This is a genomic window from Hymenobacter gelipurpurascens (assembly GCF_900187375.1).
Lineage (GTDB): Bacteria > Bacteroidota > Bacteroidia > Cytophagales > Hymenobacteraceae > Hymenobacter > Hymenobacter gelipurpurascens.
Map to the genome: position 1 here is coordinate 934,841 of NZ_FYEW01000001.1, position 19,661 is coordinate 954,501.

Below are 19,661 nucleotides of genomic sequence, written 5' to 3' on the forward strand. Positions count from 1 at the left end.
TCATTTGTTTAAACAGTTGGGTAAACCCGTGCCCGCTTTGTCTTCCTATCTTTTGCTGTTGAACGCCGTTAACCCGAGCACTGTTCCTCAAAAGGCACTGAGAAGCAATGGTTTTACCCATTTGTTTATACATATGGGTAAATCACAAAATGCCCTTCGTGCTTGGAATTTCCATCTTGCCGGCGTCACGCACCAGCGCCATTTTTATAGACTTGGCCACGGCCTTGAAGATGGCTTCGATCTTATGGTGCTCGTTCTGCCCTTCGGCCTTTATGTTGAGGTTGCAACGAGCAGCATCGGAGAAGCTCTTGAAGAAATGGTAAAACATTTCCGTAGGCATATCCCCGATTTTCTCACGCTTAAATTCCGCCTCCCATACAATCCAGGGACGCCCCGAGAAGTCGATGGCCGCTTGTGCTAGTACATCATCCATGGGGAGCAGGAAGCCGTACCGAGCGAGCCCGCGCTTGTCGCCGAGCGCTTGGGTGAAGGCTTCGCCCAAGGCTATAGCGGTGTCCTCGATGGTATGATGCTCATCAATGTGCAGGTCACCTTCTACCTTAATCGTCATGTCGACGCCCGAGTGCTTGCTGAGCTGGTCGAGCATATGGTCGAAGAAGCCCAGGCCAGTGTGCATCGAGGGGCGGCCGTTGCCATCGAGGTTCAGCTCAATGCTGATTTTGGTTTCGTTCGTGTCGCGTTGTACTACGGCCGTGCGAGCGGGCAGCCGCAGAAACTGGTATATTTTTTCCCAGCTCATAGTCGTGAGGGCGGCGCGCACGTCCTCCTCCCCTTCCGGCCGCATCAGGATAGACTGGCACCCCAGGTTTTGGGCGAGCTCCACATCCGTGAGTCGGTCCCCAATCACGAAGGAATGCTGTAGGTCGTAGCCCGCACCTTCGCCGAGATACTTCTGCAGCATGCCGATGCCGGGCTTGCGCGTCGGCAGGTTTTCATGGGGGAAGCTCCGGTCGATGTGCTCGTTCTCGAACTCCACTCCTTCCGAGCGCAGAATGTCGAGCATCATGGTGTGGGCTGGCCAGAAGGTATCTTCCGGAAAGCTGTCGGTACCTAGGCCGTCCTGGTTGCTCACCAACACCAGTTCGTAATCCAGCTCGCGCGCAATGCGTGCTAGGCCACTGATGGCGCCTGGTACAAACTGAAATTTTTCGCGGCTCAGGGAATCAACTTGAAAATCCGTCGGCGGCTCCACGAGGATGGTTCCGTCGCGGTCTATGAAGAGAACTTTTTTCATGAGGTAGTCTAGCGCGAACTCAGAGGTTCGTTTTGCTTGGTCAAAATAATTGGACGTGACCTAGCGCAGGTCAAGCCGGAAGCATAGGTGGCGCGAACTATCAAGTTCGCGCCACCACTCTACTTAAATTCCTGCAGGGCCTGGAGCAGCTGTTCATTTTCTGAAGGGGTACCAACCGTGAGGCGAAGCGTGCCGGCACACCCCGGCTGGGTAGTCCGGTTGCGCACGATGATACCGCGAGCCACCAGGAACTCATAGACGGCCGTAGCATCGGGGCGGAACCGGGCCAGCAGAAAGTTGGCGTCCGAAGGAAACACTTTCTCAATGATGGCCAGCTCAGGCAGGCGCTCCGCCAGCCAGTTGCGGCCGATGAGGAGTTGCTCGCGCATCTGCTCGAAGCGAGCGGCATCGTGCAGCGCGGCCAGGGCGTGCTGTTGCGTTGCCTCCGATACATTATAAGGAGGCTTGATTTTGTTGAGGAACCCAACCACGTCTGGCGAGGCAAACGCCATACCCAGGCGTAGGCCAGCCAGACCCCACGCTTTAGAAAACGTCTGGAGCACGACTAGGTTGGGGAATTCTGCCAGGCGGGTAGTCCAACTGGGAAAGGCCGCGAAATCGGCGTAGGCCTCATCCACTACCACCAAACCCCGGAAGCCACGCAAAATCTTTTCTATAGCTTCGGCGTGCAGCAGGTTGCCGGTGGGGTTATTGGGCGAGCACAAGAACACGATTTTGGCGTCGGAGGCCACTATCTGCGCAATGGTTTCGGACGCAATCTGAAAATCCGGCGTGAGTGGCAGGCGCTCCAGACGAACATCGTTCAGGTTGGCCGCCACCTCATACATTCCATAGGTAGGCGGCAACACCAGAATGCTGTCCTGGCCCGGAATGCACACTAGCCGCACCAACAGGTCGATGGCCTCATCGGAACCGTTGCCGAGGAAAATCTGGTTTTCGGCCACGCCTTTCAGCTTAGCCAGCTCCGCTTTCACGGCGCGCTGCAGCGGGTCGGGGTAGCGGTTGAACAGCTCGGGACCCGCGCTCCCGAGGCTGTTCTCGTTGGCGTCGAGCATGACATGCGCCTCTCCCTGAAATTCGTCGCGAGCCGAAGAGTAGGGTTTCATTGCCCGGATATTGGGGCGAACGAGGCTGAGTAAATCAAACATGAATCACGGATTTAGACGAATTTATCGGATTGCGCGGAGGCCATCAGTGCCAGATCAGGACGGAGCTTCACGCCGAGCGCTAAGGGCAAAGAGAATATAGGCCTAGACCCGTAATGGATGGAATTCCTAAATTCTTCGTGGCGCTCGGATAGTTAAGCAGACCTGAACCGGCCTGTTTTCTTTTCTGGCGCTTGAGTTAATCTCCGGTTATGGCTTCCAGGCGTAGGGTTACGGCCCGGGCGTGGGCGCTGAGTCCTTCGGCTTCAGCCATAGTTTCTACCACAGGGCCTACGTTCAGCAGACCTTCCGTTGTGATGCGCTGGAAGGTGATTTTCTTCAGGAAGGAATCCAGCGAAACGCCGCTGTAGTTGCGGGCATAACCGTTGGTCGGCAGCGTGTGGTTGGTGCCCGAAGCGTAGTCGCCGACAGCCTCAGGGGTATAGTGGCCTAGAAACACCGAGCCCGCGCTGGTGACGCCTTCTCCCAACTGCTCCGGGTTGCGGACGGCCAGAATCAGGTGTTCCGGGGCATACTGATTGGAGAAATACAGCATCTCTTCGGGCGTGCGCAGCAAAATTGCCCGGCTCTCCTCCAGCGCCTGAGACGCCACCGCGGCGCGCGGCAACGTAGTCAGCTGACGGGCAATTTCGGCTTTGGTTTGCTCGATGACCGACATGGAGTCAGAAAGCAAGATTACCTGCGAGTCTGGCCCGTGCTCCGCCTGGCTGAGCAAGTCGGCGGCCACGAAAGCTGGCACCGCCGAGTCATCGGCAATGATGAGAACTTCCGAAGGACCCGCTGGCATATCAATAGCCACGCCGTAGCGGGTGGCCAGCTGCTTGGCGGCCGTCACGAACCGATTTCCGGGGCCAAATATTTTATCAACCGCCGGCACCGAATCGGTACCACCCGTGAGGGCAGCAATGGCCTGTGCACCGCCCGCCTTAATAATGGTACTGATACCGAGCAGCTGCGCCGTAAAGAGAATCACGGCATTCACGGAGCCATCCTTCTGGGGAGGCGTGGTTAGCACCACTTCGGGGCAGCCGGCCAAACGGGCGGGCACGCCCAGCATCAATAGTGTGCTGAACAACGGCGCCGTTCCGCCCGGAATATAGAGGCCTACGCGCTGAACCGGCACGGCCCGGCGCCAGCAAAGTACGCCCGGCATGGTCTCTACGCGCTCCTCGTGGGGCCGCTGTGCTTCGTGGAAACGCAGAATATTGGCGTGGGCCTGCCGGATAGCCGTTTGCAGCTCAGCCGGCACTTGGGCAGCAGCGGCCGCAATTTCCTCGGGCGTTACGCGCAGATCCTGCAATTGCACTCCATCGAACTGCTGAGCGTAGTCGCGCAGGGCTACGTCGCCACGTTGGCGCACGTCCTGGAAGATGCCCAGCACGCGCTGCTCCACTTCCTGCGCCTGCTGCGCCGCGGCCCGCTGTTGTAGCGCGGCCCACTGCGACTGATCCGGATATTGAAAGATTTGCATGAATGAGAAGTTAGAAGTCAGTAGATAGAAGTGAGGAGACAGGGGCTAAAAACGAGGTGCTAAGAATGCTAACCGCGCGCTTCTGTCTTCTACAGTTCGCTTCTTCAAGAAATCATTTTCTCGATGGGCAGCACCAGAATTCCTTCGGCGCCTACCGCCTTCAACTGGCCCGTGATGTGCCAGAAGTCGTCTTCATTCACCACCGACTGCACGGACACCCAACCTTCTTCTGCCAGCGGCGTCACCGTCGGCGACTTGATGCCGGGCAGCAAGGCTTTAACGGCATCGAGGGCCGCCGTGGGCGCGTTCAGCAAAATGTACTTGTTGCGCCGGGCGCGGCGCACGGCCTGCATCCGGAACTGCAGCTGCTCCAAAATCTCCCGCTTTTCGGCCGTGAGGTTCTGGTGCGCGATGAGGACTGCCTCGGAGCGGAATACGGTTTCTACTTCCCGTAGGCCATTGCCGAGCAACGTTGAACCACTGCTTACAATGTCGCAGATGGCTTCGGCCAGCCCGATGCTGGGCGCAATTTCCACGGAACCACTGATGGTGTGTAGGTTAGCCTTCACACCGCGCTCCGCCAGGTAATCACCGAGAATCTTGGGGTACGAGGTGGCAATGTTCATGCCCTGCAGATCCTGCACTGAGTCGTAGCCGGCGGCGCGGGGCACCGCCAGGCTCAGACGGCACTTGCTAAAGCCCAGTGGCTCCAATTCCAGCGCGGGCAGCCCGGCCTCTACCAACACGTTTTGGCCTACGATGCCCAGATCGGCCACGCCATCCTGCACGTAGCCCGGAATATCGTCGTCGCGCAGGTACAGGATTTCGAGGGGAAAGTTGGTGGCTTCGGTTTTGAGCTTATAGGAGCTGGTCTGGAAGCTGATGCCGCATTCACGAATCAGGTTGAGGGAGTCTTCGCTCAGACGGCCCGATTTCTGGATGGCAAGACGAATCATAGGGAACAGGGGAAGGTGAACGGAACCAGGCATATGGCGCTGGCTAGGCCAGTGCAGGCCGGTGGGTTCGAAGGAAATTTCAGAAGAGATAAAGCCAGTGCGACCCAAACGTTGCATAGCGGCCATAAACGACCGAGGCCACCACTTTCGGGGACCGGGGAGCTACTTGCGGCTCGCCCAACGGGGTCAATATGATGCGTATATTCCTCTAGAAAGAGGAATGATGCCCGTGCAGATGATGATGCGCCGCGCGCAACCCGGCCGGAGCGCCCGAAGGGAGGGCGGCCATGTGGCGGAGAAGGCAAATGGAAAGGGCGGCGAAAGGCATGTAGGGCTGAATAGCGAGGCAAATGTACGCGCCGGTAGGTAGGATGAAAACTTTTCAAGCAAAAATTTACATCAAAGGCCCACCTTTGCGTTATCAATAACTTCCTAACCTGAATTCTGGCACCATTGTTTCGGGCAATTTTCTGAAACCAGTTTGGAGCCGGAGTTCCGTCCGCCCACCACTTATTGCCCCAGATATGTGCACAGCCCGTTTTTTAGCTCGATTGGGCTTCAGTATAAGCCTTACCATGGTAGCTACAACAGGAGCTTGGGCGCAGGCAACAACAGAAGTAGCCCCCACTGCCAGTGCGGCGGCAAGCGTAACGCCGGCCCAGCCCGGCCCGCAGCCAGTGTTGCTGCCCTTACCCCAGGCCAGTCCGCATGCTCTTACTTCCCAAACCATTGGTCTTACGGAAGTAACAGTTGATTATCATGCCCCAAGCGTGCGTAACCGTAATGTGTGGGGTGGCCTAGTGCCCTACGACCAGGTGTGGCGCGCCGGCGCCAATGAAAATACTATTCTCAGCTTCTCGACGCCCGTGCTGCTGCGTGGGCAAACCGTGCCGGCGGGTAAGTACTCCTTTTATGTGGTGCCCCATCTAGATAAAGACTGGGAGCTGGTATTGAACCGCGTCATCAACCACTGGGGCAGCGAGGGCTACGATGCCAACGCCGATGTACTCCGCATTCCGGTGATGCCCGAAACGGCTCCTTACCACGAAACACTGGTGTATTGGTTTTCGGATGTGCAGCCTACGGGTGCCCATCTGAACCTGACCTGGGAAAAGCGCACCCTGATTCTGCCTATCGAAACGGAAGTCCACAAACAGGTTATCAGCGGAATAGAGCAAGTGCTGCTGCAGAAACCCAACGATTGGCAGCTACTGGCCCAGGCCGCCGACTATCTGGTGCAGAACAACCTGCAGCCCGAGCGTGCACTTACGTATATCAATGAGTCGCTGAAGCTGCAGGATGTGGCCACCAACAACTGGATTAAGGCGCGCCTCCTGGCTCAGCAACAGGATTTCGGGACGGCCATTGTATACGCCCGCAAGGCCATCAAGCTCGTGGATAAGGAAGAGGCCCTGAAGCCTCAGCTGGCTACCATGCGCATTGCCCTCACCGAATGGCAATCTAAAGCGTACTAGGCCACTTCCTAGGCCTGTGCACATCTAAGCAAGAGTCGTTTTCTTCGGAGAGCGACTCTTTTCTTTTACGCTATCTTCCGGCGGCTAGGCCAGTCCGTTGCATGTAGCCCAGCCCGTATTCATGGAAACCTTTCTTTCAATTTGCCACGCCATTCAGCCCCTATCGGATGCGTTGCGGCAGGCTCTGCGTGAGGGAGTGCAACAGGAAGATGTTGCAGTGCGCCAACATCTGCTGCAAGCGGGCCAGGTGGCCAGTCGGCTGTACTTTCTGGAGGCCGGCGTCGTGCGGGGCTATTACCTCAAGGAGGGTAAGGAAGTAACGTCCTGGTTTATGAAGGAAGGCGACTTTGTGATTTCCATCCTGAGCTTTTTCTCGCGGCAGCCTTCGCATGAATACGTGCAGGCGCTTACTCCGTGCAAGCTATGGTCGCTAGGCCACTCGCAGCTGCAGGAGTTGTATGTGCGGTTTCCGGAGTTCAACTTTATCGGCCGCACGCTCACCGAAAAGTATTACGTGCAAAGTGAGCAGCGGGCCCTGCATCTGCGCATGCACACGGCAGCCGAGCGCTATGCTTATCTCCAGGCAGAGTTCCCCGATATCTTTCAGCGGGTGTCTCTCAAGCTCATTGCCTCGCACCTGGGCTTGACGCCGGAAACGCTCAGTCGGCTAAGGGCCCGCCGTTCTTGATATTTATCAAGAGAGTTGACCACCGCCGCCAGCACCTTTGAGACATGGTTTTACCTAACCCACTTGCCATGTTCTTCGCCTCAACTGGCCTACTGCTCTGCGGCAGCAACTCCCTCCTGCTTTCCTGGAGCCCACCACCCCTCCTGACGATTATTTTTCTGGCGTTTGCCTTTTGTTTCTTGCTGGAACGCGTGGTGCCGGGCTGGAAGCTGCCTTATGTGAAAACCTGGCCCTTGCGCGTACTCACCATCAATCTGGCCCAGCTGCTGATTGTGTTGCTGGCGGGCATCAGCTGGGAGAAATGGTTTTCTGCTTACTCGCTCTTTCACCTCTCCCAGCAGGTAGGGCCCGTAGTTGGTGGCCTGGTGGCCTACGTGGTGGCTACGTTTGTTTTTTACTGGTGGCACCGCTGGCGCCATACCCAGGACTTTTTGTGGCAGCACTTCCACCAGATTCATCACAGCCCCCAGCGCATCGAGGTCATTACCTCCTTCTATAAGCACCCGCTGGAAATGACGGTCAACTCCCTGCTCGGTGGCCTACTGGTGTACACGTTGCTGGGGCTAAGCCCGGCTGCCGGGGCCATATATACGCTCTGCACGGCGCTGGGTGAGTTTTTCTATCATACCAATGTGCAGACGCCTCAATGGGTGGACTATATTTTTCAGCGCCCCGAAATGCACCGCATTCATCATGAGTACCAAAAGCACAGCCACAACTACGGCGACCTGGTAGTATGGGACTGGCTGTTCGGGACCTACCACAACCCCCGCGAATTCCAGGCTACCTGTGGCTTCGATGCTAAGCTAGGGTCGATGCTGCTCTTCAAAGATGTGCATAAGGAATCCGGACAGGCCTAGAACCGCACAATGGCCCGCAGATTGACGACGCGCTGCGATAGGAAGTTGGGCACGGCATACGTGCGGCCGTTCAGATCCTGGAGGTAGCTGTAGCCGGCCACGTTGTCAGCCCCCAGAATATTGAGAATTTCCAGACTCAGCCAGAGGCTTTCCAAATTGATGGCCTTACCACTCGTCGGCTCAGCCGTAGTGCGCAGCGCCACCACTTTGGAAAAGCCCATATCAACCCGCTTGTAGCTGCGCGTGAGCCGGCTGGTGCCCCGCAGATCAGGCACACCGGGCGGGCTGAACGGTAGCCCAGTCCCAAACACTAGGTTCACGTAGCCTTTCACCGAGGGGTTGGTGGGCAGGTTGTCCTGGAAGAAGATGCCCAGGTTTACGCGCTGGTCTGAGGGACGACGGATGTAGCCCTTCGGCTCGCGGGCCAAAAGGCCACCCTGGTTGTCGTAGGTTGAGATAGAGTCGCCGGCCACGTTTTCGCGGGTGGTGAGCACGCCCAGGCTAAACCACGATTCCACGCCTTTTACAAACTCGCCGCTCACTCTGGAATCGATGCCGGCGGCGTAGGCGCGGGCGTTATTCTTGGCGAAGTAGCGCAAACGCACGTTGTCGATATCGTAGGGCACTACATCCGTCAAGTACTTGTAATAGGCCTCTCCAGTGAACCGGAACGGTCGGCCCCATTGCTTGAACCGCACTTCATTGCCCACAATAAAGTGCAACGACCGTTGCGCCCGCAACTCCGGATTGATGTAGCCCACCTGATCCTGCGGGGCCCCAATCTGAGTGCGCAATTCCCGGTAAAAGGGTGGCTGCACATACACGCCCGCCGCTGCCTTCCACGACACGTTGGGCCGGCGGGGGCTGATAAAGGAGTATTGCACCCGAGGGCTTACGGTCGTTTGCCGGTTTACCGTCCAGTAATTCACCCGGGCACCATAGGTAAGTGTGCGCAACGAATCAAACACATACGTGTGCTGCACATACCCCTGATACCGGGTGCTTATTAGGTTTAACTCGGAGCGCAGGCGAGTGCGCCGAGCATCGGGCACAAAGCCAGCTGAGTCGGCGAAGCTATACTCGTTTAGCACATCGTCGATGTTCTCCCGACCCGCTTTCAGGCCCCAGCGCACCGTATTGGCCTGGCCCGGTGTCCAGGTGCCCCGGGTTTCCAGCGTAGCTATGCGGGCCGTAAGGTTGTTGCGGGAGTGGTCGAAACGGGTAGCGAGGCTGCGCTCAAAGTTCTTTTTTTTGTAGTCCGGCGAGTTGGGGTCCGTATTAATTTCCGCCAGCGAATAGTTCGCTTCTACATCCCGGTATTCAAACTCGCGTGAATACAGCATTCCCGCCAGCAGTTCCATCTGCAGATTATCCCGAAAGTTGTGGCGCAGATTCAGCCCGCCCTGATAGGTATCGTACTGCATCCGCTCCCGGCCCTGATACAGGATAGTAAGCCGGGTGTACTGGTTTACATCGGTGCTGAACGTGCTTTCGCCGCTCTCGGGGCTGAAGCGGAAATCGTTGTGGCCAAATGTAGTCAGCAGGCCTAGCAAGGTCTTATTGGGGTTTTCCTTCGGGCCCAGGGCGGCTTTTATGTAGCTCTGCCCATCATAGAACGTAGGGTTGTAGCCACCACGCTGCTGCTCCAAAGAGCGCAGCACGTACGTGGCGTTCTTGTAGCGAATACCGGCCAGGTAGCTGACGCGCTTGTTGGGTGAGGTGGCTTCAACATGCACTGAGCCGCCCACTAGGCTCGCGGATACCGAGGCGCCGAACTTGGTGGGCTGCTTATAATCAATACTCAGGACCGAGGAAAGCTTGTCGCCGTACTTGGGTTGCCAGCCTCCGGAGGAAAACTCAATCTGGTTTACCAGATCGGGGTTGATGAAGCTGAGACCTTCCTGCGCGGCCGCCGTAACCAGAAATGGCCGGTAAATCTCGAAGCCATTCACGTACACGAGGTTTTCCTCGTAGTTGCCGCCGCGCACGGAATAGGTGCTGGTCAGCTCATTGGTACTCGTTACGCCGGGCAGTGTTTTAAGGATGGCATTGAAGTCGCCGAAAGGTGAAGGAATTTCCTTGGCTGCCCGCGGATCGAGGTGGATAATGCTGACCTGCTCGCGGGTATCGCCGGCATCGGAGCGGCCGCGTACCGTCACGTTGCCCAGGGCACTAGTTTCTTCGGTAAGTGTGAGGCTTAATTCGCGCTGCTCGCTCAGATTAATAGGCACGCGCAGGGTGCGGTAGCCCAGGCGTCGCACCACCAGCACCGGCGACTTTCCACTCAGCGGGCGCACCACATTCAGTCCGAAACGCCCCAGATCATCGGTGGTAGTACCGCCCGGCTGACCCTCCACTCCCACGCTCACCTGCTCCAGCGGCTGGCCGGCGGCATTGCGCAACGTACCCGTCACGAGCACGCGGCCTACTTGCTGGGCAACGGCAACCGGCGCCGTGAGCACCAGCAAGAGCCCCACAGCGGGCAAGGGCTGCTGAAGAAAAAGCAGGCACAAGGTCTGGCGGGCGAGGAAACGTGGGAGCATGCGCTTAGTCGAGGTCGGCAGTTCCGGTCAGGGCGGAAAGTTGCTGGCGCATGTCGGCGAGAGTGGCCACGGGGTCGGGTGAGTGAAACACGAAGGAACCCGCCACCAGCACGTCGGCTCCGGCTTCTACCAGCGCCGCCGCGTTATCGAGTGTTACGCCACCGTCAATCTCAATCAGCGCCTGTGAGCCGCTATCTACCAACAGTTCTTTCAGGGCTGCCACTTTGCGCAGGGTATTCGGGATGAAGCTCTGCCCACCAAACCCGGGGTTCACTGACATGATGCACACCAGATCCAGGTCCTGGGCAATGTCTTCCAGCACCCAAACGGGCGTATGGGGGTTCAGGGCCACTCCTGCGCGGCAGCCCAGCTGTTTGATCTGCTGAATGACCCGGTGCAGGTGGGTGCAGGCCTCGTAATGAACCGTGAGGTTACTGGCTCCCGCGTCGCGGAAGGCTGCCAGGTAGTGCTGCGGCTCCTCAATCATCAAATGCACATCGATGGGCTGCTTCGCGTGGCGATGCACGGCTTGCAAAACGGGAATACCGAAGGAGATATTCGGCACAAAACGTCCGTCCATTACATCGAAGTGAAGCCAATCGGCGGCACTGCCGGCCATGCGCTCCGTTTCGAATTGCAGATTACCAAAATCAGCCGCCAGAAGCGAGGGAGCAAGCAACGGGGCCATACGACGAGTAGGGTTCATACCACGAAGGTAGCAGTTTAAGAGGAAGCGGTGCGGGTGGGTTTGCAGGATTTCAAGCTCCCACAAAGCACCAAAAAGCCAGCCATTCGGCGCTAGGCCAGTAGGCAGCTCCTCAACGAGCCGACTGAGGTTTCATTGCCCTCCTCGACTTCATGTTGGAACTTGCCACTGGCCTAGCACCCAATGGCTGGCATACTAGAGCGAGCCGCTGGCGCAGACTGGCCTAGCGAGGCGGCTTATTTATCGGTTTTTTCCCAGGCGCGCCAATCGAGCTTGCCATCTTCGGTTTTGCGTAGGAACACCGTCTGGTCATCATCCTGGCGCTTGCCGAACGTAACATCGGCCCGGCAGTCAACGCACTTAACCGAGGTGTACTTGAATTTATCCTGCGCCACGCGGGCAGTCAGATCGAGGTTATCGGAGCCACAGATACCGCATTTAAGGACATCAGGAAAGCTCAGACGGTCGTATTCCGCCACTACTTCGTGGAAATTGGGGCCTTGTACAGTAAAGTGAAACTGCCGGCGCCCAATGCGCTTGGAGACCATCATTTGTAACATACTCAGGGAGAGGTAAAAAGTAGAAAAAATGCTGTAGGGCTGTTCTATGCAACATTCTTCGCACAGAAATAATTGCTCAATAACTAATTAAATGTGCAATTATCCAATATAAATAGCAAATTTCATTACTTAGTTGATTTTCAATAGCTAACGCGTTATTACACCATTCAACAATTGTCAGGCATAGCTTGTAAAATGGCCTAGGCCTATAGCTTCACGAACCGAACAGAGCGTTGCTCTTTGCCCGCATTTACCGTGCAGATATAGACACCTTTGGCCAGATGCCCGGGCAGCAGCCGGATATCCTTGGAGCCGGAAGCAGGCACCTGCTGCTCGGCCATCAGCCGCCCCCGCGAATCAAAGATGCGCACCCGTAGCGGCTTGTTGCGTAATCCTTCGGCAAGCTGCAAATACAACTCGTTGTCTTTGGCCGGATTGGGGTAAATCACGAGTTCCTGCTTCGGCGCAGCAGGAACTGCGGCTAAAGGCGAACCGGGGTTTACCAGATTCTGGGCCCGCACAAAGTGCGGAATTCCGTACCCTACTTCGTCGTTGGGCATGGTCGCGCGGGTACCGGAGCGCTGCAAAAAACTGATAACCTGCTGAGCCGTGAAAGTAGGATTGGCCTGCCAGAAGCCCGCCGCCATACCAGCCAGCACGGGGCAAGAAAAGGACGTGCCGTTGCCTCGAGTAGCCGCGCCCGAAGGCGACAAAACCGCGGTTTGCTGCCCCATAGCCGCTAAGTTGGGCTTGATGCGGCCATCAGCAGTTGGCCCCAGGGAGCTAAAGCTGGCCCGGTTCAGCAAGGAGTCAACGGCTCCTACCGTCATAATCGAGTCGGCATCGGCGGGAGTGGTAATGTAGCGCCAGGAGCTGTTACCCTCGTTGCCGGCACTGCTTACCACCAGCATGCCAACGCGGGCGGCTATTGTGGCTGCGCGCGTTGAGATGGTAGTGCGGCCATTCAGATCATTATAGGTGTAATCGATGGAAGGATAATCAAAGGTGTTGTAGCCCAGCGAGGAGCTGATGATGTCCACCCCGGCGGAATCGGCGTATTCGGCGGCAACAAGCCAGTTCACTTCCTCAGCCGGGTGCTCCGATTTTATATCCTCCGTAATGAGCAGATGGTACGTGGCTTTGGGCGCCGTTCCGATGTAGTAGCCTGATTGGCTCACTCCCATCGTAGACAGGCAGTTGGTACCGTGGCTGCTGTACTGGTATACCGCTTTGTTTTTATCAACGAAGTTGAATACGCTGCCCAGGCGCTGCTCCTGAGCGAGGGAGGTAAAGACCGGAGCGGAGTTGGCTCCCTGAAATCCGGCATCGAATACCGCAATCTGCATCCCCTCGCCCCGAAAACCAGCATCGTGCATCTCTACGGCCCCAATCATATTGGCCTGGGTGAACGCCGGACCGTATTCGGCCCGGGTACCCCGGTTTTGTTCGGCGGGTTCCTGGTCTACGCCGTCGCGCTTGCGGGAGCCGGGCAGGCCGCGGTTTACCGTTTTCACTTGTTGCACGCACGGCAAGGCCTGGAGTTGCGCAAGGGTTGCCGAATCGCAGGACACGACGGCCGCATTAAACCAGCGAGACGTGTACCACAGCTGCGCGCCAGCCACCGTCTTTACCTGCTGCACATAGCTCGGGTTCACGGGCAAATCGCGGGGTGTTACGGCAATATTCTGCCGCTTCCGCCGCTGCAGCGCCCGCTCCGAAAGGTAGGCCTGTGGCTTGCTGATACTATAAGGAGAAGCGGCTTTGTCGCGGAAGTACACCAAGTGTTTCCGTACAGTACCGGCGGGAGGTACGGAGGTAGCGGGCGGTCCGGGAGCTGCTGCAGAGGTCAGCAGCGTACCCGTCCAGTAAGCTGCACAAAGCAGTAGATGGGAAAGGCGCATTCAAAACATGGAATAGCTTGCTGGAAGATACGAAGGAAACCTGCTTCTGACCAGTGTTCCCACAGCTTTTCCTGTCCGGTAGAAGCTAGAGAATTCTCTATATAGTATAACTACATCCTTAAAAGCCAAAGCCCGAAACAAGCCGTTCTATCACAAGAACAGCCTGTTTCGGGCTTTAGGGAAAACAGGATAGCTCTAGAAGCAGCCTGTAGCTACTAGCTAGGCCACCGCAAAATCACTTACCGGACTCTACCAGCACTTCCCAGCGCGACTGTCCGCGGTAAACGTACGAGGGAGTTGGCACGCAGGTAGGGCTGTTGTCGCAGTAGGTAAAGCGCCGACGCACGCGGTATACCAGCCCTAGGCCCTTAGCAAACGTTTCGTGGCGCACCGTCGCGTAGAACAGATTTATATCGTCGGCAGTGGTCGTGACGGTGTTTTCGAAGGAAAGCTGGCGGGTGCCATTCTGCACCATCAGCGACTGGCCTACGCGCTCATACCGACGCGTTTCGGCGTCGACAGAATCTACGGTATTGAACGCGTTCATGCTCCAAACACGCCCCTCCTTCACGGGAAATACCAGATCTACGGTCTGGCGGTTGTTGCGCTGCACCAGCACCCGCCGCGGCGTGGCCGAAACCAACAGCACGCTATCTACTTTCCAGGCCGAGGCCGGCGTGGCCCGGCGCGACCGAATTACCTGGTAAGCCGGCTGCCCCGTAACATCGGTCACGGCGTCGGACTCTACCTGCTCCCGAAACTGGAACCGCGACACCGTAGGCTTGCCATCTGTGTAGGTGGTATCAGCCACGTCATAAATGCGGTAGGAGCCGACCTCCAGGGGGTAATAGTCCTGGCTCAGATCAGGTACGGCTTCGGTTTCATTCTTGCAACCCGCCAGGCCTAGGCCTGCCAGCAGCAACAGCTTAACACCTTGAGCTGCACGGCGCTTTGCCAGCAGGCGCATAAGAGAATAAGGGTTCTTCATAGAGGAGCTATCGAAGCAGAAAAATAGCAGAATTACAGTTGACAAACAGCATGCGGTACCGTGTGCTGCCAAAACGGCCCGGCGGCTGCTTTCGTTCGAAAGGCCGCCGGGCCGTTGTTTAGCGAGGCGTTAACGTGGCGTAGGCCACCTTATTGGGCTGTGGCTACAAATTCGGAGGGCTCCGGAATTTCGCCAATTGTGTGGCGCTCAATCCAGCCGCCACCCAGCACATCTTCGCCATCGTAGAAAACAGCCGCCTGACCAGGCGTCACGGCGTGCACGGGCTCCTCGAAGTAGACGTAGATTTTATCTCCCTTCTGCTCCAGAAACGCGGTAGCGCCATCGTGGTTATACCGGATTTTGGTGTTGCTGCGCACCAAGCCGCGGCCTTCCAGAGAGGCATATTTGCCCATGTTCAGCTTGCCCACTACGGTGCGGCTGCTGGCCAGATCTTCGAAGTTGCCGAGTACAACGCGATTCGTTTCGGGGTCAATGGCCGTTACATACACCGGGAAGCCTAGGGCCACACCCAAGCCTTTACGCTGGCCAATGGTGTAGAACGGGTACCCTTCGTGCTTGCCTACTACGGTGCCATCGCGCAGCACAAACTCGCCGCCCGCTACGCGTTCCTCCAGGCCCGGCACGCGGCGGCGCAGGAACCCACGGTAGTCGTTATCAGGAATAAAGCAGATTTCGTAGCTCTCGGGCTTGTTTACGAGCTCGGTAAAGCCTCGCTCCCGGGCAAAGTCATAGATAGCCGACTTACGCAACTGGCCTAGCGGGAACAGGGTGCGCGCCAGGCTCTCCTGGGTCACGCCCCAGAGGGCGTAGCTTTGGTCCTTGTTGTCGTCGAGGCCTTTGCTGATGACGTAGCGGCCATCTTCCTGCCGAATTTGGGCGTAGTGGCCCGTAGCAATAAACTCACACCCCAGCTGATCGGCGCGGCGCAGCAGCGCGTCCCATTTAATGTGGGTATTGCAGAGCACGCACGGGTTAGGCGTGCGGCCGGCCAGGTATTCCTCCGTGAAGTTGCTGATCACGAAGTCGCCGAACTCATCCCGAATATCAATGATGTAGTGCGGGAAGCCCAGCTCCACGGCAATCTGGCGGGCATCGTTGATGCTGTCGAGAGAGCAGCAGCCGGTTTCCTTCTTGCTGCCGCCCGCCGAGGCGTAATCCCAGGTTTTCATGGTCATCCCGACCACTTCGTAGCCCTGTTCGTGGAGCATCACGGCTGCCACAGAGCTGTCGATGCCGCCGCTCATAGCAACCAGCACCCGTCCTTTCGTAGTATTCATAAGAAAATGAAAAGCGCCCGGAGCGTGAAAGGTTCCGGCCGTTGCTGCAAAGGTAACGGGTATTGGCCAGTGCGCTTCGGTGACAGCACGGCCGGCTGGCATTATTTGAGAGAAAACAGGATACGAACTGGGAATGTGGCGGGATTTTCCCCGAATATTGCAGGTTCAAATGCCGATGACTGGCCTAGCGGCTACATCACAAACTTCCCACCTCTCGATTTTCGACTTTTCATGGCCCTTATCGTTCCCGTTATGGTGCGTGGCATCAATAACTTGTCCGACGCCCGCTATTGCGCCGGCATGGGCGCCGACTGTCTTACGTTTCGCCTAGACCCTTCCTGGCCCGACCACCTCACCCCCGAAGCGGTACAAGAACTTAGCGGCTGGGTATCAGGCGTGCAGCTTATTGGTGAGTTTGACACTCTGCCCGTAGCCGATATCAATGCGTTGGCGCGCACCTGTGGCCTACACGCGGTGCTGCTCCACCGTCGGCGCCCCGCCCAGGAACTGGAGGCGCTGGAAGTGCCCGCTTACAAGCTCACCAACTGGGTGCCCGATATGCTTCCCGAGGATGTGGAGCTGCGCTTCCGGGAGCAGCTGCCGTATTATGCCGGCTTTGTGCTAGCCACGCCGCCCGTGCAGTTACCCAATACCACCGAACTGACCCGCCTGACTGAACAGGCCCGCATTTACTCGTTGTGGCTAGGAGCCGGCTACGCTCCTACCGACATACGCAGATTTGTTGAAACGGTGCGGCCCGCTGGTATTGTGCTGGAAGGCGGCCACGAAATCAAACCCGGCCTGCGCGACTTTGAGGAAATGGAAGCCGTGTTTGAAGCCCTGGAAGACGAATAATTGCCGCTAGGCCATCACGGCCGTTACGGAATACAGCGGCTGCGCTAAGTCAGGGCTGCCCTCTACGTGCAGGTGCTCGGCGGCCTCGTGCGCTGGCAGGCTCTTCATAAATAAGCGCCAGGCCGCGTTGCCCGCTAGCTCAACGGAGGTTTCTACCGGCCCCGTGTACGCCTGGCCTAGCTCCCAGGCCTCAGCAACTCGACGCAGATACCACGTGTCGCCGGCTGGCCCATTTACGTGAAAACGCAGAGTGGTGCCAGCCGGCGCCTCTGTGTGCCGGTAATGATGCGGAAGCGCCCGCACGCACGTCGCCAGAAAAGGATGATACAACTCCCGGGTAAGCAAGGGCGCCTCCTGCCCCACTGCCAAGCGGAGTTGCTGCTGGTGGTGCCACTTTTCTGTGTACTCGCGGTCCACATGGAACCAGTTGAGCGACTGTTCTTCTCCGGCCCAGGCAACGGAAAAAACGGCAGGTGCCTGCGGCTCCAGCGAGGCCATATAGTTGCAATACGCTACGCCACTCACTTCCAGCAGCCACGTAATTACGGCGGGGCTGAGCCGCTGGCCTACCGCAACCCAATCCGCATTCAGCGCATTGAGGTACTGAACCACATCAGGATACGCCGGGCTGGCCGGGCCTGAGTCAGCAAAATGCCCATCGCGCAGCATCGACAAGGTGCGCAGATTTCCATCGAGCAGGTGCAGGGCCACATCGCGCACGCTCCATCTTGGCGCTACCGTTGGCAGCTCCCACTCCGGCTCCCGCAGGGAGCTTATTACCTGCTGCAAGTGCTGATCCAGCACCGGAAGCAAATGCGCCGTATGAAGTTGCGGAAGCGGTTGCATATGCTGTTAGTCAGGCCTAGGCCAGGTTAGCTGAGCTGAAACTGCAGATATTTGATGGGCACACCCTGCGCGCGGTACTTGCTCTCAAAGTTGGTCACGATGTCCTCGGCGTGCGGCAGCAGTTCCGGCGTAGCATACAAATCCTTGGTGTAGGCCAGTATGGTCGTGCCGGGTCGCTCACGCACGGTTTCCAGCGAATAGTCGAACAGGTCCTCGTTATCGGTTTTGAGATGCACAAGTCCGCCGGGGCGCAGCAACTCTTGGTACAGATTCAGGAAGCGCGGCGAGGTCAGGCGACGCTTGATGTCCCGGTCGCGGGGACGCGGATCGGGGAAGGTAATCCAGATTTCGTGCAGCTCGCCCGGGGCAAAGTGCGTGAGCAGGTCGTGGGCGCGGGTACGTACGAAGCCCACGTTGGAGAGGCCTAGCGCTTCGGCCCGGCGGCTGCCACGCCAGATACGGTCGCCTTTGATATCAAGTCCCAGAAAATTGCGCTCCGGATAGCGCTCGGCTAGCCCAACGGTATATTCGCCTTTGCCGCAGCCCACTTCCAGCGTAATGGGGTGCTGATTCTGGAAAAACTGCTCGTGCCAACGGCCACTTAGCTGCTGGTAGTTGTCTTTGCCGGGCTCTACAATATCGGCTCGCTCAGCGTTGTCGGCAAAGCGCTTTAGTTTAATACGACTCACGAAAGGTGAAATAGTGAGGTGGAGAAATGGTGATGTTCCGGTGGTCTAGTATGGCGGATCAGAGCTTACAGCTCCTCAATCTCGGCCACTACAAAGGTACTGCCCCCAATGAACACCACATCATCGGCGGCAGCAGCAGCCCGTGCTGCGGCCACGGCGGCGACTACAGGCCCGTACACCTGGCCTAGCAGGCCTAGCCCTGCAGCCCGCTCGGCCAGCTCCGTAGCCGGCAACGCCCGCGGAATGCTCGCCTGGCAGAAGTAATAGGTTGCTTCACGCGGCAAGAGTCCCAGCATCTTCGTCACGTCTTTGTCATTGACAACGCCCAGCACAAAGTGCAGCCGGTTGTACGGCAGGCGCGCCAACTGCTCCGTCACAAAGCGCAGGCCAGCCTCGTTGTGGCCGGTATCGCAGACAACCAGCGGCCGGCGCCCCAGAATCGTCCATCGCCCTCGAAACCCGGTGAGGCGGCGCACCTCGCGTAGGCCAGTGCGTACGGCCGCTTCCGGAATAACAAAGCCTTGCTGGCGCAACTCCTCTAACACCGCCAGCACACCGGGCAGGTTTAGCCGTTGATAGTCGCCGGCCAGGGCCAGTTCCAGGTTATCGAGGTACAGTTCTCCGTTATGTGTTACGCGGAGGTGCTGCACATCCTCATCAGGGGCAGCGGGCCGTGTAAGCGCCACTTGGTACGCCTGATCGGCAAATAGCAACGTGGCTCCTTCAGTCGCCGCTTTTTCCACGAATACTGGCTGCACTTCCAGCTGGGTTTGGCTGATAATGGCGGGCACACCAGACTTGATAATACCGGCCTTCTCCCCGGCTATTTTGGGCAGCGTATCGCCGAGCAGGTTCTGGTGGTCGAGGCTGATGTTGGTTATCAGGGAAACGAGTGGCTGAATAATGTTCGTGGAATCGAGCCTTCCGCCTAGGCCTACCTCCACAATGGCGATATCCACTTGCTGCTCCGCGAAGTACGAAAAGCAGAGGGCCACACACATTTCAAAGAAGGAAGGCTGCACCTTTTCAAACTGCGGCCACCAGCGCGCCACCCATTCCACCAGATACTCGGGCGCCAGATCCTGGCCGTTTACCTTAATGCGTTCCGTGAATTCGCGCAGGTGCGGTGAGGTGTATAGGCCTACCTTGTAGCCAGCCGCCTGCAGTACCGCCGCCAGCAAATTGGAGCTGCTGCCCTTGCCGTTGGTGCCCGCCACATGTACGCTCCTAAACCGGCGCTCGGGGTGTCCGGTGAGTTCGGCTACCGCTTCCGTATTGCCCAGCCCCGGCTTATACCCCGCCTCGCCCACGCGCTGAAACATAGGGAGCTGGTTGTACAGAAAGTCGAGGGTTTCGCGGTAAGTCATGGGCGGATGAGTTAAA

The 19,661-nt window shown here is 57.7% G+C and carries 17 protein-coding genes; 4 read left to right on the forward strand and 13 right to left on the reverse strand.

Annotated elements, in window-relative coordinates; genetic code table 11:
* Positions 1 to 142 precede the first annotated feature (142 nt).
* The 4 genes from hisB to hisG form a co-directional block, all read right to left on the reverse strand.
* A complete protein-coding gene (hisB, locus tag CFT68_RS03920; protein WP_088842110.1) occupies positions 143 to 1,255 on the reverse strand; it encodes a bifunctional histidinol-phosphatase/imidazoleglycerol-phosphate dehydratase HisB in 1,113 nt (370 codons plus the stop codon).
* A gap of 119 nt (positions 1,256 to 1,374) precedes the next feature.
* On the reverse strand, positions 1,375 to 2,424 hold the full coding sequence (gene hisC, locus CFT68_RS03925; protein WP_088842111.1) for a histidinol-phosphate transaminase: 1,050 nt from the start codon (positions 2,422 to 2,424) through the stop codon (positions 1,375 to 1,377).
* A 196-nt stretch (positions 2,425 to 2,620) separates the two neighbouring features.
* Positions 2,621 to 3,913, reverse strand: coding sequence for a histidinol dehydrogenase (gene hisD / locus CFT68_RS03930; protein ID WP_088842112.1), 1,293 nt, complete (start codon positions 3,911 to 3,913; stop codon positions 2,621 to 2,623).
* Between the two features lie 104 nt (positions 3,914 to 4,017).
* Positions 4,018 to 4,869, reverse strand: a complete 852-nt coding sequence (hisG, locus tag CFT68_RS03935) for an ATP phosphoribosyltransferase (RefSeq protein ID WP_394340105.1) — start codon at positions 4,867 to 4,869, stop codon at positions 4,018 to 4,020.
* 575 nt (positions 4,870 to 5,444) lie between these two features.
* Here hisG and CFT68_RS03940 point away from each other — a divergent pair.
* The 3 genes from CFT68_RS03940 to CFT68_RS03950 all read left to right on the forward strand — a co-directional run bounded on the left by CFT68_RS03940 (position 5,445) and on the right by CFT68_RS03950 (position 7,892).
* Entirely contained in the window at positions 5,445 to 6,344 is a 900-nt protein-coding gene (locus CFT68_RS03940; RefSeq protein WP_170934690.1) for a DUF2911 domain-containing protein, read from the forward strand.
* Positions 6,345 to 6,465: 121 nt separating this feature from the next.
* Positions 6,466 to 7,032, forward strand: coding sequence for a Crp/Fnr family transcriptional regulator (locus CFT68_RS03945; RefSeq protein ID WP_088843661.1), 567 nt, complete (start codon positions 6,466 to 6,468; stop codon positions 7,030 to 7,032).
* A 68-nt stretch (positions 7,033 to 7,100) separates the two neighbouring features.
* A complete protein-coding gene (locus tag CFT68_RS03950) occupies positions 7,101 to 7,892 on the forward strand; it encodes a sterol desaturase family protein (protein ID WP_088842114.1) in 792 nt (263 codons plus the stop codon).
* Here CFT68_RS03950 and CFT68_RS03955 read toward each other — a convergent pair.
* The 6 genes from CFT68_RS03955 to mnmA all read right to left on the reverse strand — a co-directional run bounded on the left by CFT68_RS03955 (position 7,889) and on the right by mnmA (position 15,888).
* On the reverse strand, positions 7,889 to 10,435 hold the full coding sequence (locus tag CFT68_RS03955; protein ID WP_088842115.1) for a TonB-dependent receptor: 2,547 nt from the start codon (positions 10,433 to 10,435) through the stop codon (positions 7,889 to 7,891). The two genes, CFT68_RS03950 and CFT68_RS03955, sit on opposite strands and share 4 nt — an antisense overlap.
* Before the next feature lie 4 nt (positions 10,436 to 10,439).
* A complete protein-coding gene (gene rpe, locus CFT68_RS03960) occupies positions 10,440 to 11,123 on the reverse strand; it encodes a ribulose-phosphate 3-epimerase (RefSeq protein ID WP_088842116.1) in 684 nt (227 codons plus the stop codon).
* 254 nt (positions 11,124 to 11,377) lie between these two features.
* Positions 11,378 to 11,701: a hypothetical protein gene (locus tag CFT68_RS03965; RefSeq protein WP_141106429.1), complete on the reverse strand. Its 324-nt coding sequence runs from the start codon at positions 11,699 to 11,701 to the stop codon at positions 11,378 to 11,380.
* A gap of 206 nt (positions 11,702 to 11,907) precedes the next feature.
* Positions 11,908 to 13,602 (reverse strand): S8 family serine peptidase, encoded by a 1,695-nt coding sequence (locus tag CFT68_RS03970; protein WP_088842118.1) that lies wholly within the window; start codon positions 13,600 to 13,602, stop codon positions 11,908 to 11,910.
* Between the two features lie 235 nt (positions 13,603 to 13,837).
* A complete protein-coding gene (locus CFT68_RS03975) occupies positions 13,838 to 14,590 on the reverse strand; it encodes a hypothetical protein (RefSeq protein WP_088842119.1) in 753 nt (250 codons plus the stop codon).
* 149 nt (positions 14,591 to 14,739) lie between these two features.
* A complete protein-coding gene (gene mnmA, locus CFT68_RS03980; protein ID WP_141106430.1) occupies positions 14,740 to 15,888 on the reverse strand; it encodes a tRNA 2-thiouridine(34) synthase MnmA in 1,149 nt (382 codons plus the stop codon).
* Positions 15,889 to 16,119: 231 nt separating this feature from the next.
* Here mnmA and trpF point away from each other — a divergent pair, with 231 nt between their 5' ends.
* The gene (gene trpF / locus CFT68_RS03985) at positions 16,120 to 16,743 is read left to right on the forward strand and encodes a phosphoribosylanthranilate isomerase (protein ID WP_170934691.1); all 624 of its coding nucleotides are present in this window, start codon (positions 16,120 to 16,122) and stop codon (positions 16,741 to 16,743) included.
* A gap of 6 nt (positions 16,744 to 16,749) precedes the next feature.
* Here trpF and CFT68_RS03990 read toward each other — a convergent pair whose 3' ends face one another.
* The 3 genes from CFT68_RS03990 to CFT68_RS04000 form a co-directional block, all read right to left on the reverse strand.
* Positions 16,750 to 17,589 (reverse strand): maleylpyruvate isomerase N-terminal domain-containing protein, encoded by an 840-nt coding sequence (locus CFT68_RS03990; RefSeq protein ID WP_088842121.1) that lies wholly within the window; start codon positions 17,587 to 17,589, stop codon positions 16,750 to 16,752.
* Between the two features lie 26 nt (positions 17,590 to 17,615).
* On the reverse strand, positions 17,616 to 18,278 hold the full coding sequence (gene trmB, locus CFT68_RS03995; RefSeq protein ID WP_088842122.1) for a tRNA (guanosine(46)-N7)-methyltransferase TrmB: 663 nt from the start codon (positions 18,276 to 18,278) through the stop codon (positions 17,616 to 17,618).
* A gap of 65 nt (positions 18,279 to 18,343) precedes the next feature.
* Complete coding sequence (locus tag CFT68_RS04000; protein WP_088842123.1) at positions 18,344 to 19,645, reverse strand: bifunctional folylpolyglutamate synthase/dihydrofolate synthase; 1,302 nt, start codon at positions 19,643 to 19,645, stop codon at positions 18,344 to 18,346.
* Positions 19,646 to 19,661 lie beyond the last annotated feature (16 nt).